The 15314-nt window shown below is 72.7% G+C and carries 10 protein-coding genes and 1 pseudogene; 1 reads left to right on the forward strand and 10 read right to left on the reverse strand.

Annotation, left to right across the window (positions count from 1 at the left end):
- Positions 1–2: 2 nt before the first annotated feature.
- The 10 genes and pseudogenes from murG to mraZ form a co-directional block, all read right to left on the reverse strand.
- Complete coding sequence (murG, locus tag V1457_RS00495) at positions 3–1430, reverse strand: undecaprenyldiphospho-muramoylpentapeptide beta-N-acetylglucosaminyltransferase (RefSeq protein ID WP_338598982.1); 1428 nt, start codon at positions 1428–1430, stop codon at positions 3–5.
- Positions 1427–2863 carry a putative lipid II flippase FtsW gene (gene ftsW / locus V1457_RS00500; protein ID WP_200070031.1) on the reverse strand — a complete coding sequence of 479 codons (1437 nt, stop codon included), beginning with the start codon at positions 2861–2863 and terminating at the stop codon, positions 1427–1429. Before ftsW ends, murG begins: the two co-directional genes overlap by 4 nt.
- 6 nt (positions 2864–2869) lie before the next feature.
- Positions 2870–4276: a UDP-N-acetylmuramoyl-L-alanine--D-glutamate ligase gene (gene murD / locus V1457_RS00505; RefSeq protein ID WP_338598987.1), complete on the reverse strand. Its 1407-nt coding sequence runs from the start codon at positions 4274–4276 to the stop codon at positions 2870–2872.
- A gap of 86 nt (positions 4277–4362) precedes the next feature.
- Positions 4363–5445 carry a phospho-N-acetylmuramoyl-pentapeptide-transferase gene (gene mraY / locus V1457_RS00510; RefSeq protein WP_200070032.1) on the reverse strand — a complete coding sequence of 361 codons (1083 nt, stop codon included), beginning with the start codon at positions 5443–5445 and terminating at the stop codon, positions 4363–4365.
- A complete protein-coding gene (gene murF, locus V1457_RS00515) occupies positions 5442–6920 on the reverse strand; it encodes a UDP-N-acetylmuramoyl-tripeptide--D-alanyl-D-alanine ligase (RefSeq protein ID WP_200070033.1) in 1479 nt (492 codons plus the stop codon). The genes mraY and murF overlap by 4 nt, the downstream gene beginning before the upstream one ends.
- A gap of 99 nt (positions 6921–7019) precedes the next feature.
- A pseudogene (locus tag V1457_RS00520) lies at positions 7020–8801 on the reverse strand (UDP-N-acetylmuramoyl-L-alanyl-D-glutamate--2,6-diaminopimelate ligase); the annotation flags it as partial.
- Between the two features lie 546 nt (positions 8802–9347).
- Positions 9348–11204: a penicillin-binding protein 2 gene (locus V1457_RS00525; protein ID WP_200070035.1), complete on the reverse strand. Its 1857-nt coding sequence runs from the start codon at positions 11202–11204 to the stop codon at positions 9348–9350.
- Positions 11204–12046 (reverse strand): hypothetical protein, encoded by an 843-nt coding sequence (locus V1457_RS00530; protein WP_338598995.1) that lies wholly within the window; start codon positions 12044–12046, stop codon positions 11204–11206. The genes V1457_RS00525 and V1457_RS00530 overlap by 1 nt, the downstream gene beginning before the upstream one ends.
- Positions 12043–13044 (reverse strand): 16S rRNA (cytosine(1402)-N(4))-methyltransferase RsmH, encoded by a 1002-nt coding sequence (rsmH, locus tag V1457_RS00535; protein ID WP_200070037.1) that lies wholly within the window; start codon positions 13042–13044, stop codon positions 12043–12045. The genes V1457_RS00530 and rsmH overlap by 4 nt, the downstream gene beginning before the upstream one ends.
- Before the next feature lie 206 nt (positions 13045–13250).
- Positions 13251–13682: a division/cell wall cluster transcriptional repressor MraZ gene (mraZ, locus tag V1457_RS00540; protein WP_200070038.1), complete on the reverse strand. Its 432-nt coding sequence runs from the start codon at positions 13680–13682 to the stop codon at positions 13251–13253.
- Between the two features lie 587 nt (positions 13683–14269).
- Here mraZ and V1457_RS00545 point away from each other — a divergent pair.
- Entirely contained in the window at positions 14270–15313 is a 1044-nt protein-coding gene (locus V1457_RS00545; protein WP_200070372.1) for a MoxR family ATPase, read from the forward strand.
- The last annotated feature ends 1 nt before the right edge of the window (position 15314 follow it).

Raw genomic sequence — 15314 nt, forward strand, 5'->3', positions numbered from 1 at the left:
GCTCACTGCCCGGCCACCTCCAGCACGATCCGGGCGAGGACCTGGTCGGCCTCGCGGTGACCGCTGCCCAGCGTCGCACGGCTCATCATCTGCAGCCGCTGCGGGTCGCGGGCCATCGGCAGCAGCTCACCGGCGACCTTGTCCGGGGTCATGTCCTCGTCCGAGACCAGCACCGCGCCCCCCGCGGAAACCACCGGCTGCGCGTTGAGCGCCTGCTCGCCGTTGCCGTGCGGCAGCGGCACGAACACCGCGGGCAGGCCGACCGCGGAAACCTCGGCGACGGTCATCGCGCCGGACCGGCACACCACCAGATCGGCAGCGGCGTAGGCGAGGTCCATGCGCTCCAGGTACGGCACGGCCACGTAGTTCGGGGCGCCCGGAACCTGTTGCACCGCAAGGGTGTTCTTCGGCCCGTGCGCGTGCAGCACGCCGATCCCGGCGCGGCCGAGCGCTTGCGCTGCGCCGGAGAACGCGGTGTTCAGCGTCTGCGCGCCCTGCGAACCGCCGAAGACCAGGATCGTCGGGGCGTGCGGGTGCAGCCCGAAGAACTGCCGCGCCTGCGCGCGCAGCGCCATCCGGTCCAGGCCGGTGATCGATTCGCGCAGCGGGATCCCGATCGGGCGGGCGCCCGCCAGGCCGCTGTCCGGGGTCGCCGAGAGCACCCGCTCGGCGTAGCGCGCGCCGATCTTGTTGGCGATTCCGGCGCGCGCGTTTGCTTCGTGCACCACGATCGGCGTCCGCCCGCGCGCGGCGAGGTAGGCGGGCAGCGAGACGTAGCCGCCGAAGCCGACGACGACGTCGGCCTGCACGCGCTCCAGGATCTCCTTGGTCTGGCGCACCGACTCGCGGACCTTCATCGGCAGCTTCAGCAGCTCGGTGCTGGGTTTGCGCGGCATCGGCACCGGCGGCACCAGCTCCAGCGGGTAGCCGCGGGCGGGAACCAGGCGGTTCTCCATGCCGCGTTCGGTGCCCAGCGCGGTGATTCGCGCGTCCGGGCGCGCGCGGCGGACGGCGTCGGCGAGCGCCAGCGCGGGCTCGATGTGCCCGGCCGTGCCGCCGCCCGCGACGACGACCGAGAGCGGGCGCTGCGGCGGGCCGGGTTGCCAGCCCGGGTACGGCTGGTTCGCCTGCTGGCCGGGGAAGCCGGGCGGCGGGCCGGGTTGTCCCGGCTGCGGCGGTTGGCCCTGCTGAGGCTGGCCCGGATAGCCCGGGTAGCCCTGCTGCCCGGGATGGCCCTGCTGGCCCTGCTGCCCGGGGTAGCCCTGCTGCCCCGGATGACCCTGCTGACCCGGATGCCCCGGAAAACCGCCAACCGGTCCCGGCTGCCCCGGGAAACCGCCCTGCGGTCCGGGAGGGCCGGCCTGCCCGGGAGATCCGGGCCCGCCCGGAAAGCCGGGCTGGCCGCGGTAGCCGGGTTGCTGCCCGTTCAACGGTTTCCTCCTCGTGTCGGTGCCCGGGAACCGGATTTGGCGCGCGGCGCCGTGCGCCCTCGCGCGTCCGAGGTTCCCCGGCGGGTCTGCGACGCCCCGGTGCTGCGCGAACCGGGGCGGTTGGACGGCGCTGGGCGCGCGGCCCGTCGTTTGGCGGGCGGGCGGTACGGCGCGGGCGTCGGCAGCCGCAGCAGCTTGCCGACGCGACCCGGCCCGAGCGAGCGCAGCGCGGCGATCGCCTCCGGCTCGTTGCGCGCGAAGTTCGCCAGCAGCCCGAACACCAGCATGCTGGTGACCACCGACGACCCGCCGGAGGAGATCAACGGCAGCGGCAACCCGGTGACCGGCAGCAGCCCCACCACGTAGCCGACGTTGATCGCGGCCTGCCCGGCCAGCCAGGTGGTCAGCGTCGCCGAGACCAGCCGGATCCACGGGTCGGTGTTGCGCGCCGCGATCCGCAGGCCCACGTAGGCGGTGGTGCCGAACAGGCCGAGCACCACCGCGCAGCCCACGAAGCCGAGTTCTTCCCCGATCACGGCGAAGATGAAGTCGTTGTGCGTGTTCGGCAGGTACTGCCACTTCGACCAGCCCTGCCCGAGCCCGCGCCCGAACAGGCCGCCGTCGGCGAGCGCGTACAGCGCCTGCTGCGCCTGGTAGCCCGCGCCGCTGGAGTTGGCCGAGGGGTTGAGGAACGAGGTGATCCGGTCCATCCGGTAGGTCGCCAGCGACGCCAGCACTATCGCCGCGGTCACCGCGCCGAGCACCCCCACGCCGAACAGCCGCAGCGGTGCCCCGGCGAACCACATCAGCGCCAGCAGCACGATGAACAGCGTGACCGTGGAGCCGAGGTCGGGCTGCAGCATCACCAGCGCGAACATCACCAGCCCGGCGGGCACCACCGGCACCAGCAGGTGCCGGTACTGCGCCAGCATTCCGCGCTTGGTGACCAGCACGTGCGCGCCCCACACGGCGAACGCGATCTTGGCGAACTCGACCGGCTGGAACGAGACCGGCCCGAAGTCGAACCAGCTGCGCGCGCCGCCGCGTTCCTCCCCGAGCGGGGTCAGCACCAGCACCAGCAGCAGCAGGCAACCGCCGAACACCGACAGGCTGTGCCTGCGCAGCAGCTTCACCGGCATCCGCAGCGCGCCGTAGAACAGCACCAGCCCCGCCGCGCAGTACGCGAGCTGCTTGACGAAGATCCCGTAGGACGACCCGCCGCTGCTGAACGAGTCCACACTGGACGCCGACAGCACCATGACCAGTCCGAACACGGTCAGCAGCCCGAACACCGCCAGCAGCAGGTGGAACGAGGCCAGCGGCCGGGTCAGCCAGGCGGTCAGCGGCGTGGTCAGCGCGGCGAGCCCGGTGGGGCGTTGGTTCTCGCGCGAGCCCTGGTTCTTGCGCGGGCTCTGGGCGGTGGCGGTCGCCATCGTCGCTCACCCGCCGGTCGTGGTCGCGACGGCGGGCAGGGCGCGCACCGCGTCGGCGAACGCCCGGCCGCGGTGCGCGTAGTCGGTGAACATGTCCATCGAGGCGGCCGCGGGCGCGAGCAGGACCGCCGTGCCCGGCCGGGCGTGCCCGGCCGCCAGCTGGACTGCTTGTGCCATGCCCGCATCGTCTCCCGCCGCGACCTGCTCGATCGGCACCCGGGGGGCGTGTCGGGCCAGTGCGTCGGCGAATTTGCCCCGGTCGCGTCCGATGAGCACCACCGCGTCCAGCCGTTCGGCGTTGCGCGCGACGACGTCGGTCACGTCGGCGTCTTTGAGCAGCCCACCCGCGATCCACACCACCCGCGGGTGCGCCCGCAGCGCGGCGTCCGCGGCGTGCGGGTTGGTCGCCTTGGAATCGTCCACATAGGTCACACCGGCGGCTTCGGCGATCACCACCGAACGGTGCGCCCCGGGCTCGAATTCGCGCAGCCCGCGGGAAACCGCATCGGGTTCGACGCCGTGCGCGCGGGCGAGCGCGGCCGCGGCGAGCGCGTTGGCCTGGTTGTGCGGGCCCGCGGGATGCACGTCGGCGATCGAGGCGAGCCGCACGTCCTCGCCGAAGGCGTCGCCGACACCGCCGAAGGCCCGATCGACCAGCGCGCCGCCGGAGATGCCGAGCTGCCCGGGCCCCGGCTCGGACAGCGTGAACGACACCGCCCGCTGCGTCCCGGCGGCCAGCTTCGCGGACCACTCGTCGTCGGCGTTGTGCACCGCGACGGCGTTGCCCGCGTACACCTTCGCCTTCGCCGCCCCGTAGGCGTCCATCGACCCGTGCCAGTCGAGGTGGTCGTCGGCGAGGTTGAGCACGACACCGGCGTGCGCGGCCAGCGACCGCGACCAGTGCAGCTGGAAGCTGGACAGCTCCACCGCGAGCACCCGATGCCCGGCGCGCACCGCGTCCACCACCGGGAGCCCGACGTTGCCGCAGGCCACCGCGTCCGCACCGGCCGCGCGCAGCACCGACTCCAGCATCCCGACGGTGGTGGTCTTGCCGTTCGTTCCGGTCACCGCGAGCCACTCCGCCGGTTCGGGGCGTTGCCGGTCCAGCCACCAGGCGAGTTCGACCTCGCCGATGACTTCGACGCCGGCGGCTTCGGCGGCCGCCAGCAGCGGCACGCCGGGTCGCCAGCCGGGGCTGGTCACCACCAGGTCGGTACCTGCAGGCGGCTCCGCCAGGCCCGGCACCAGCTCGGCGCCTTCGGCGCGCAGCGAGGCCAGCTCGGCGAGCCGTTCCTCCGAGGCGTCGGTGAGCGTCACCCGGGCACCCGCGGCCAGCAACGCTTCCGCGGCCGACCGCCCGGACACCCCGGCCCCGGCGACCAGCACGTCCCGGTCCCGCAATGCTTGCGCCACGCCGTGCTCCCCTGATTCCCCGACGATCCTGATTCCCCGACGATCCTCCTGGCCTGCGGCCGCCCGGGCAGGCGGCCCCATCCCGCTCACGACCCGGACAGCGCCAGCCAGTCCGCGTAGAACAGCCCGAGGCCGAACAGCGCGCTGATCCCCGCCAGGATCCAGAACCGGATGATCACCGTGGTTTCCGCCCACCCCGCCAGCTCGAAGTGGTGGTGGAACGGCGCCATCCGGAACAGCCTTCGCCGCGTGCTGCGGAACACCACGATCTGCAGCACCACCGACAGCGCCTCGACCACGAACAGCCCGCCCACGACGACCATCAGCAGCTCGGTGCGGGTCACCATGGACAACCCGGCGACCAGGCCGCCGATGGCCAGCGAACCGGTGTCGCCCATGAAGATCTTCGCCGGTGCCGCGTTCCACCACAGGAACCCGATGCACGCGGCCATCGCCGCGGCCGCCACCACCGCGATGTCCAGCGGGTCGCGCACCGTGTAGCAGGCCGGCGTGGGCCCGCCGCCGGTGGGCGCGGTGCAGTCGTAGCGCAGCTGCCAGAACGAGATCAGCACGTAGCACGCCAGCACCATCGCCGCGGTGCCACCGGCAAGGCCGTCCATGCCGTCGGTGAAGTTGACCGCGTTGGACCAGCCGCTGATCGCGATGTAGGCGAAGATCACGAACCCGACCACGCCGAACGAGACGACCGTGATGTCCCGGATGAACGACAGGTGCTCGGAGGCCGGCGTGATGCCCGCCTCGTCCTGGAACTGCATCGCCAGGATCGCGAACAGCACCGAGGCGACCAGCTGGCCCACCAGCTTCGCGGTCTTGTTCAGCCCCAGGTTGCGCTGCTTGCGGATCTTGATGAAGTCGTCCAGGAACCCCACGATGCCCAGCGCGGTGGTCAGCCCGAGCACCAGCAGCCCGGACGCCGACGGCGCCTGGTCGGCCACCGTGAGGTGGGTGGCCAGGTACCCCGCCCACATCGCGACGAGGATCGCCATCCCGCCCATGGTGGGCGTTCCCCGCTTGGCCGAGTGCGACTTCTGCACCTCTTCGCGGATCTCCTGGCCGAAGCCCTGCTTCGAGAAGATCCGGATCAGGTACGGGGTGAACAGGATGGACACGACCAGCGCCACCGCGGCGGCGACGAGGATGCTCTTCACGCGGCACCCCCGGTCAGCGCCTCGGCGACCTGCCACAGCGCGGCCACTTTGGACGCCTTGGCCAGCACGACGTCACCGGGACGCAGCTCGTCGCGCAGCAGCGCGACGGCGGCATCGACGTCCGGCACCAGAACCGACTCCTCTCCCCACGACCCTTCCAGCGACGCACCCTGGTGCATCGCGCGCGCCTGGTCACCGACGACCACGAGGCGGTCGATGTTGAGCCGGACGGCCAGCCGCCCGATCTCGTCGTGCGCGGCGACCCCGGACTCGCCGAGTTCGCCCATCACCCCGAGCACCGCCCAGGCGCGGCCGGGTTTTCCCCTGGTCATCGACGCGAGCGTTTTCAGCGCCGCGCGCACCGACTCCGGGTTGGCGTTGTAGGCGTCGTTGACGACGGTGACGCCGCCGGAGGTCTCGGCGACCTCCATCCGCCGCGCGGACACGCGCCGCACCGAACCGAGCCGTTCGGCGGTCTCGGCGAGCGTCGCGCCGAGTTCCAGCGAGATCGCGGCGGCGGTCAGCGCGTTGCCGACGTGGTGCTCGCCGTGCAGCGGCAGGCTCACCCGCGCCGAGCCTTCGGCGGTGACCAGCGTGAACGTGGGCCGCGCCCGCTCGTCGAGCTCGACGTCCTCGGCGCGGACTTGCGCCTTCGGGCTCTCGCCGACGAAGACCACGCGAGCCGCGGTCCGCTCGGCCATCGCGGCCACCAGCGGGTCGTCGGCGTTGAGCACCGCGACTCCGCCGTCGGCAGCCGCGGGCAGCGCCGCGACGAGTTCGCCCTTGGCCTGCGCGATGGCTTCCGGCGAGCCGAATTCGCCGAGGTGCGCGCTGCCGACGTTGAGCACCGCACCGATCCGCGGCGGCGCCACCTCGCACAGCGCAGCGATGTGGCCGACGCCGCGCGCGGACAGCTCCAGCACGAGGTGCCTGGTGTGCTCGTCGGCGCGCAGCACCGTCCACGGGTGGCCGAGTTCGTTGTTGAACGAGCCGGGCGGCGCCACGGTCGGCCCGGCCGGTTCCAGCACCTGCGCGATGAGGTCCTTCGTGGAGGTCTTGCCGGACGATCCGGTCACCCCCACCACGGCCAGCTCCGGCAGCCGGTCCACCACGTGCCGGGCCAGCCGCGCCAGCCCGGCCAGCACCGCGGCACCGCTGCCGTCGGCGTCGCCCGCCAGCGCCATCGCGCGGGACGGGTGGTGCGCGGGCAGCTCGGGAACGATCACCGACGGGATCGGCGCGTCCGCTGTGGACACTTCGCGGGCGGCGAGCACCCCGGCGGCGCCGTCCGCGACGGCTCCGGCGGCGTAGTCGTGCCCGTCGACGCGTTCACCGGGCATCGCCACGAACAACCCGCCGGGGCCGATCTGCCGGGAGTCGAACTCGACGGGGCCGGTGACGGTTTCGGTGCCGTCCGCGTGGTGGAGCCTGCCGCCGACCGCTCGCGCGATGTCAGCGAGGCTGAGCGGGATCACCTTGCCTCCTCGTTGCTGCCCCGGCCTCCGGCCGGGGACGTGGGCTCCCCCAGATTTCCTTGCGCGGCTTGAAGTTTCGTGCGCCGGCCTGCGCCGCAGCGCCGCGGCGACCTCGTCGCGGTCGGAGAACGGGTGCACCACCCCCGCGATCTCCTGCCCCGTCTCGTGGCCCTTGCCCGCGATCACGACCACGTCCCCGGTGCGCGCCCGCGACACCGCCTCGCCGATGGCTTCGCGGCGATCGCCGACCTCGCGGACCTCGCCGCGTTCGCCCGCGGGCACTTCCAGCGCACCGGCGAACATGGCGGCGCGGATGTCGGCGGGGTCTTCGCTGCGCGGGTTGTCGTCGGTGACGATCAGCAGGTCGCTGCGGCGCGCGGCGGCCTCGCCCATCAGCGGCCGTTTGGCGATGTCCCGGTCGCCGCCGCAGCCGAGCACGACCAGCACGCGGGACTCGCCGGCCTGCGCGCGGGCGGCGTCGAGCACCGCGGCGACCGCGCCCGGTTTGTGCGAGTAGTCCACGACGGCGGTGAAGTCCTGGCCGAGCGCGACGCGCTCCATCCGGCCGGGAACGTCCACTTCGGCCAGTCCGCGCTCGACGGCCGCCGCCGGGACCCCGGCGGCGCGCAGCACTCCGGCGGCCAGCAGCGCGTTGGCCACGTTGAACGGGCCGGGCAGCCGCAGCCGCACCGCCAGGTCGCCGTCCGGGCCGTGCGCGGTGAAGCGCTGCTCACCGGTCGGAAACGCCTGCACCGGGCCGGGCGTCCAGGAGGCGTCGCCCGCGGTGGAGACGGTCGTGGTGTCCGCGGTGACCAGCCGGCGCCCCCACTCGGTGTCCACGCACACCACTTCGCGTTCCGAGCGGCCGTCGAACAGCAGCGCCTTGGCCTGGAAGTAGTCCTCCAGGTCGCGGTGGAAGTCCAGGTGGTCCTGGGACAGGTTGGTGAACGCGCCGACCGCGAACCGGGTGCCGCCGACGCGGCCGAGCGCGAGCGCGTGGCTGGAAACCTCCATCGGCACGTGCGTCACGCCGTGCTCGACCATCACCGCCAGCAGCGCCTGCAGGTCCGGGGCCTCCGGAGTGGTGAACGCGCTTTCCAGGCGCTCCCCCGCGATGCGGGTTTCCACCGTGCCGACCAGGCCGGTGGTGTGCCCGGCCGCGCGCAGCGCGGACTCCAGCAGGTAGCAGGTGGTGGTCTTGCCGGAAGTGCCGGTGACGCCGAGGACGGCGAGCTTGCCGGACGGGTCGCCGTAGATGCGGGCGGCAGCGGCACCGAGCACGTCGCGCGGATCGTCGTGCACCAGCAGCGCGACCTCGCCGGAACGCACCCGCGGGTCGTCGAGCAGCGCGACCCGGTCGATCCCGGCCTGGTCGGTGAGCACCGCGGCGGCACCCGCGCTCAGCGCTTCGCCCGCGAAGTCGGCGCCGTGCACCCGGGTGCCCGGGAGCGCGGCGAACAGATCGCCGTCGAGCACGTGCTGCGCCCGCAGCGTCGCACCGGTCACGACCCCCGCGCCGGGGGAATGACCAGGAACGTCGATGACCCGCGCACCGATGTTCTCGGCGAGCTGCTGGATCCGCACCGGCTCGACGTGAGCGGGTCGAGGCGGGGCTGTCGCGACCGCGGAAGGCACGTCGCGCAAGGCTACCGGTACCACTTGACGGGTCATGCTCATGGTCGGCTGTGCGCGCCGGGTACTCGCCCGCTGACGCGACCGGGACCACTCGGTCGTTTTCGCGCGGCGCCGCGCAGGGGCCGCCGGAAGCGCCGCCCGCAATTCGCCGAAAACGCGGCGGAATCCCGCTCCGCGAATCGCCGCATCGCGGCCGTTGTCCGAACTCGGGCAGAAACCGCGAACAACGATTCCGACCTCCCGCATTCCTGAACGATCGGCGACACCGCCGATTCGGTGATATTCGATAACTGCGTTCTGGAGCGGGTCGCGAACCGTCGCTCACACCACCGCCCGCGGACCGGCGCCGAGCAAGTTTCACCAGCTCAGCGCCATGATCCAAAAACATCGGAGAACTGCGGTAATCCGCCGCTCAACCGCCCGAATATCCGGCGCCGCGCCCAATGTCGGCGGCAAGTGCTCTGAAGGGGTCACACACGTTCGGCAGAAAGCCGATGCCACCCCGTGGCCGGCCAGGCGAGGACCCGACGTACGGCCGGGGCCGTCCGTGCGAAGTTGTTGGTCCGTCTCGTGCAATTTTGTGGTGCTGCGGGTGCCCATTCGCTTAGCGTTGCATCCCGTCAGGTCGACGGTTCCGCTGGTTTTCGGGGAGGGCTCGTGGGAGCACGACCCGCGAGGTGCGCCGCGCTGCACCGCCCGCACCGGCGGAACCGTCCTGCCCCGCCTGACGTGAGCCGTGCACGGGCCGTGGCGCGAACGGCCCGTGCACGCGCTGGAACCGCGAGCACGCCGTTAGTGGACCTGCAAGGTCTGCACCGGCGCGGGTTCCGGGGAGAGCGGGATCTGGTAGCGCTGCGCGAGGTACGCGGCGATGTCGTGGAACAACGGAGCAGCCGAATCCGAGTCCGGCAGGCCCTTCTTCGGCGCGTCCAGCATCAGCCCGACCACGAACCGCGGATCGTCCGCGGGCATGATCCCCGCGAAGGTGATCCAGTTCGAGGACTGGCTGTAGCAGTTGCACGCCGGGTTGACCTGCTGCGCGGTACCGGTCTTGCCGGAGATCTGGAACCCCTCCAGCGCCGCGTCCTTGCCGGTGCCCTGCTGCTTCGGCGCGCCCTGCACCACGCCGCGCAACATGTCCTTCACCGTGTGCGCGGTCTGCGGGCTGACCACCCGCACCCCGTCCGGGGGCGGCTTTTCCACCCGCGTGCCGTCCGGGCGCACCTCCGAGGAGATGATCCGCGGCGGCACCCGCACCCCGTCGTTGGCGATGGTCTGGTACATCCCGGCCATCTGCAGCACCGTCATCGAAAGGCCCTGCCCGATCGGCAGGTTCGCGAACGTGCTGCCGGACCATTCCTCCCGCGGCGGCACCGTGCCCCCGCTCTCGCCGGGCAGGCCGATGCCGGTGGGCTGGCCCAGTCCGAACTTGCGCACCAGCTCGTTGAACCGGTCCGGCCCGAGTTCCTGCGCGGTCATCAGCGTGCCCACGTTGGACGACTTGCCGAGCACGCCGGTGAAGGTCAGCGGGATCGTGCCGTGCGACCAGGCGTCCCCGACGGTGCGGTCCGCGACCTTGATCGAACCCGGCACCTGCATGACCGTCTCCGGGCGCTTGATCCCGTGCTCGATCGCCCCGGCCGCGGTGATCACCTTGTTCACCGAACCCGGTTCGAAGGGCGTGGTCACGGCCGGGTTGCCGAGCCCGTCCGGGCCCCACTTCGGCGAGTTCGGGTCGAACGACTTGTCGTTGGCCAGCGCGTACACCTCACCGGTGTGCGCGTCGAGCACCACCGCGCTGGCGCTGCGCGCCTGGGTCTTGCGCGCGTACTTGGTCAGCTTGTCCTGGACCATGTACTGCACGTCGGAGTCCAGCGTCAGCCCGACGTCGGAGCCGGGCACGGCCGATTGGACCTGCCGCTCGGTGCCGGGGATGACCAGGTCGCTGCCCATCGCGGTGTCCGAGACCTTCTTGCCGTCGGTGCCCGCGAGCAGCTTGTCCAGCGAGCCCTCCAGCCCGATCCTGCCCAGCACCTTGCCCGCGTCCTCGCTCCACCGCGCACCGCCGAGCACCGCCGAACCGGTGTCGCCCGCCGGGTATTCGCGGGTGGCGCGGTACTCGGCGCCGATCTGCGAGTACTTCTCGGTGATCAGGCGCGCGGCGCCGGGGTCGATCACCGGCCCGATCTTGACGTAGCTGGAGTCGCTGAACAGCGCCTCGGTGATCTGCCGCTCGTCGACCCGGTCGCCGAGCACCTGGTGGATGTAGCGGGCGACCTCGTGCTTGTACTGCTCGGCGGTCGGTTCCGCCGGGTTCTTCGCGTGTTCCTCGTTCTGGTCCTCGGTGAGCTTGTTCGGCGTCGCGTACAGCTGCCTGGCTTCGCTGCTGAACGCCAGCACGTTGCCGCTGCGGTCGGTGATCGAACCGCGTTCGGCGGGGATCGCCGAGACGGTGTGGCGCTGCTTGGCGGCGTCCGCGGACAGCTGCTGCGCCTGCAAGCCCTGGACCTGGACCAGCTTCCCCCCGGTGAGCACCAGCGCCAGCACCAGCAGCAGGCGGCCGATCTTCAACCGCCGCGCGCTGCCGGCCACGTCGGTGCGCGCGGTCCGCCGGCTCCCCCCGGCGGGCCGCGTCCCCCTGCGGACCATCAGCGCCCCTCCACCGCCGGGATCGGCACGGCCTGCCGCTGCGGATCAGGCACCTGCTGCCCGTCCGGCGGCGGCTGCGGCGCCGGTGACTGCGGAGCCGGCGGCTGCGGAATCGACGGCGGGGAAACCGGCGGCGGGGGCGGCGGCGTCGCGGGTTCGGGCGCGGTCGCCGCCTGCGGATCACCGATCGTGCGGACACCGCCGTCCGGCTGCACCAGCAGGTGCGCCGGCGGCGAGTCCGGCGGCACCATGCCCAGCTCGGCGGCTTTGCGCTGCAAGGCGGGGGTGGAGTCCATGTTGCTGACCTCCCGCAGCAGCAGCTCGCGCTGCTCGTTGAGCGCGGTCAGTTCCGCACCGGAGCGCTGCAGCCGGTAGGAACCGCCGACGGTGGCGATGGACAGCGACAGCGAGGTCACCAGGCCCACCCCCAGCACGCCCATCACCACGACGACCAGCGGCGCCCGCGAGGTCGCCACCTTGGCCTGCAACTGGCGGGCCGCCGGGCGCACCGCGCTGAGCCGCAGCAGCCGCGGCTGGCGCTGCTCGACCGCCGGGCGCTGCCCGCGCGGGCGGCGTTCCGGAGCTTCCCGGGCGGAGCGTTCCCGGCGTTCCTCCCGGCGGTTGTAGGCGCGTTCGGCGGCCGCGGACCGGCCGCGGGCCTTGGTGTCCTGTTTGGACTTCGTCGCCGAGTTCCGGCGGGTCGCGGTCTTCTGCGTCGCCGTCTTCTGGGTCGCAGTCTTGTCCGCCCCGGACTGCTGCGACTTGCCCTTCTCGGTGGTGTTCTTCTTGCCCGCGGTGCCGGTGCGCGAAGCAGCCGTCTTGGCGCGAGTCGGTGCCGTCATGCCGCCTCCTTGATCCGTTCGGCGGCGCGCAGCCGCACCGACGCGGCCCGCGGGTTCTCCGCCGCTTCCTGTTCGCCCGCGAGCTCGGCGCCCCGGGTCAGCAGCCGCAGCTGCGGACCGTGCCCGGGAAGTTCCACGGGCAGGTCGATCGGAGTGCGGGACCGGGCGAGTTCGGCCATCGCCCGCTTGACCAGGCGGTCCTCCAGCGAGTGGTAGGACAGCACGACGATCCGCCCGCCCCCGGCCAGCGAGTCCAGCGCCGCGGGCAGCGCCCGCCCGAGCACGTCGAGCTCGGCGTTGACCTCGATGCGCAACGCCTGGAAGGTGCGTTTCGCCGGATGCCCGCCGGTGCGCCTGCTCGCCGCGGGCACCGCGTCGTAGACCAGTCGCACCAGCCGATCGCTGCGGTCGAACGGTTCCTTGCCGCGCTCCCGCACGATCGCGCCGGCGATCTTGGAGGCGAACCGCTCCTCCCCGTAGTCGCGCAGGATCCGGACCAGTTCGCCGGTGGAGTAGGTGTTGAGCACGTCGGCCGCGCTCTGCCCGGCGCCCGGGTCCATCCGCATGTCCAGCGGCGCGTCCCGGGCGTAGGCGAATCCGCGCTCGGCTTCGTCCAGCTGCAGCGACGAGACCCCGAGGTCGAACAGCACCGCGTCCACAGTGGGCAGTTGGAGGCGGTCGAGCACTTCGGCCCACTCGTCGTAGACCGCGTGCACCAGGTGCAGCCGGTCGGCGAACTCCGCCAGCCGCAGGCCCGCGAGCCGCAGCGCTTCCGGATCGCGGTCCAGGCCGATCAGCGTGAGCTGCGGGTGCGCGCGCAGCAGCGCTTCCGCGTGCCCGCCCATGCCCAGCGTCGCGTCCACCGCGACCGCGGGGCGGTCGGCGAGCGCGGGCGCCAGCAGTTCCAGCGTGCGCGCCAGCGCCACCGGAACGTGCCGGTCGCGGGCGGAGCCGCCGGCTTCCGATGCGTCGGTCACTGCGGTCCCTCCCTCCCGCATACCTGGTCCGCGCCACCGCCCCTGCGGCGGCGGCAGGCTCGTCCACCTGCACAGCTGTCTCACCAACGCGGCGCCGCAGCGGCCTCGCGGAAGTTCCCGCCCGGCGGCACCGATCACGCCTGGTCCCAGCCCGCCCGTGCCTCCTGGTGCCGGGGAAGGTGCACCAGGACGCCGAGGCGGACCGAGGCCGGACGCCACCGGTCCCGCTAGAACAACCCGGGCAGGACCTCCTCCCTGGCTTGGGCGTAGCTCTCCTCGTGCTCGTCGAGGTAGGACTGCCACCGTTCGGCGTTCCAGATCTCCAGCCGGTTGATCGCGCCGATCACCACGCAGTCCTTGTCCAGTCCCGCGTAGCGGCGCAGTTCCGGTGCGATCGGGATCCGGCCCTGCCCGTCCGGGCGCTGCTCGTCGGTGCCCGCGAACAGGTACCGCTGGTAGGCGCGGACGGATTCGTTGGTGAGCGGGGCCTCGGCGACCTTGCGGGCCAGCTGCTCGAACTCGGCACGCGGGAAGACGTAGAGGCAGTGGTCCTGCCCTTTGGTGACCATCAGCCCCCCTGCCAGTGCGTCCCGGTACTTCGCAGGCAGCGTCAGACGCCCCTTGTCGTCGAGCTTGGGGCTGTAGGTACCGAGGAACATCCCGGGACCACCTCCCCCGCGGACCCGACGGTCCGACGACTCCGGCAACGACGGGCGATCGGCGGTGCCTGCCGCTGCGCCACCAGCGGCGGTCGCACCGGGCCACCTCGGCGCTCCCCGGAGCCGGGCGGAGCCCCCGTTTGCCCCACCGGGCGCCACAGTACCCCACTTCCCTCCACCGTCAACCGGGACCGGAGCCCGACACGCCGCGGCGAGTCGGGCGTTTGCCCAGCTAAACGGCCTCTTAACGCAAGTGGTGCGGGGTGGGGGACGTGGTGCGGCACTCGGCACCGGACTGCGCCGAAACACCCGATCGGGATCTCCCCCGGCAACCCGGCCCGCCCGCCCGTGCGGATGCCGGGGAGCGGGCGTGGGGGAAGGTGGGGAACGGCCAGGCCACCGGCACCGGTACGGACTCCGACGCCGGTTTGGCACACTGCGGAGGCACGCTCAGCGCGCGATCAGCCGACGATCGCCGTGATCGCCCGCCTGCGGCGCCGGAACAGCGCCCGCGCGGAAGGGCCCACGCGGAAGGTGACTCGCCGCGGCGCCCGGAGCAGCACCTTGGAGGTTGCGTGACGCCCAACATGCCCACATCCGGCACCGCTTACGCCGGTGGCGGGCAAGCCGAACCCGGCTCCGGCGACGGCGGCACGCAACAGCCGGCCGAACCCGGCACCATCGCCGGCCTGCACTCGACGCTGCAGCGGATCGCGGCGAACGTGGAACAGGTGCTGGTCGGCAAGCCCGAGGTCGTGCGGGTGGCACTGGTCACCCTGCTCGCCGAAGGCCACCTGCTGGTCGAGGACGTGCCGGGCGTCGGCAAGACCTCGCTGGCCAAGGCGCTGGCCCGGTCCATCGACTGCACCGTGAACCGCATCCAGTTCACCCCGGACCTGCTGCCCAGCGACATCACCGGCGTGGCGATGTACAACCGGCAGGCGGAGTCCTTCGAGTTCCGGCCCGGCCCGGTGTTCGCCAACATCGTGGTCGGCGACGAGATCAACCGCGCATCCCCGAAGACCCAGTCGGCGCTGCTGGAGTGCATGGAGGAGAACCAGGTCACCGTCGACGGCGAGACCTACCCGCTGGAAGCGCCGTTCATGGTCATCGCCACCCAGAACCCGGTGGAGATGGAGGGCACCTACGCGTTGCCGGAGGCGCAGCGGGACCGCTTCACCGCCCGCGTGTCGGTCGGCTACCCGGATCCGCAGGCCGAACTGGCCATGGTCGACGAGCACACCGGGCACGAGCCGATGGACCAGCTGCGCCCGGTCGCCGACGGCGGCCGGATCCGCGCGCTGCTGCAGGCGGTGCGCGAGGTGCACGTGAGCACCGAGCTGCGCCGCTACGTGATCGAGATCGTCAGCGCCACCCGGTCGCTGCCGGAACTGCGACTGGGCGCCTCGCCGCGCTCGACGCTGCAGCTGATCCGCGCCGCGCGGGCGCAGGCCGCGCTGTCCGGCCGGGACTACGTGGTCCCGGACGACGTGCAGGAGGTCGCCGTGCCGGTGCTGGCGCACCGCCTGGTGCTGACCAGCGAGGCCCGCGCCACCAGGCGTTCCGCTTCGGACCTGGTGCGCTCGCTGCTGCGCCGCGTCGAGGTGCCGCGCGGCGACGCCGGGCGGTAGC

It is taken from the genome of Saccharopolyspora sp. SCSIO 74807, assembly GCF_037023755.1.
GTDB lineage: Bacteria > Actinomycetota > Actinomycetes > Mycobacteriales > Pseudonocardiaceae > Saccharopolyspora_C > Saccharopolyspora_C galaxeae.

Excerpts from the sequence above, each read along its gene's own strand:
- ftsW (WP_200070031.1), bottom strand. The coding sequence starts at position 2,863 with ATGGCGACCGCCACCGCCCAGAGCCCGCGCAAGAACCAGGGCTCGCGC.
- V1457_RS00525 (WP_200070035.1), bottom strand. The coding sequence starts at position 11,204 with ATGGTCCGCAGGGGGACGCGGCCCGCCGGGGGGAGCCGGCGGACCGCG.
- V1457_RS00530 (WP_338598995.1), bottom strand. The coding sequence starts at position 12,046 with ATGACGGCACCGACTCGCGCCAAGACGGCTGCTTCGCGCACCGGCACC.
- mraZ (WP_200070038.1), bottom strand. The coding sequence starts at position 13,682 with ATGTTCCTCGGTACCTACAGCCCCAAGCTCGACGACAAGGGGCGTCTG.
- V1457_RS00545 (WP_200070372.1), top strand. The coding sequence starts at position 14,270 with ATGCCCACATCCGGCACCGCTTACGCCGGTGGCGGGCAAGCCGAACCC.
- rsmH (WP_200070037.1), bottom strand. The coding sequence starts at position 13,044 with ATGCGGGAGGGAGGGACCGCAGTGACCGACGCATCGGAAGCCGGCGGC.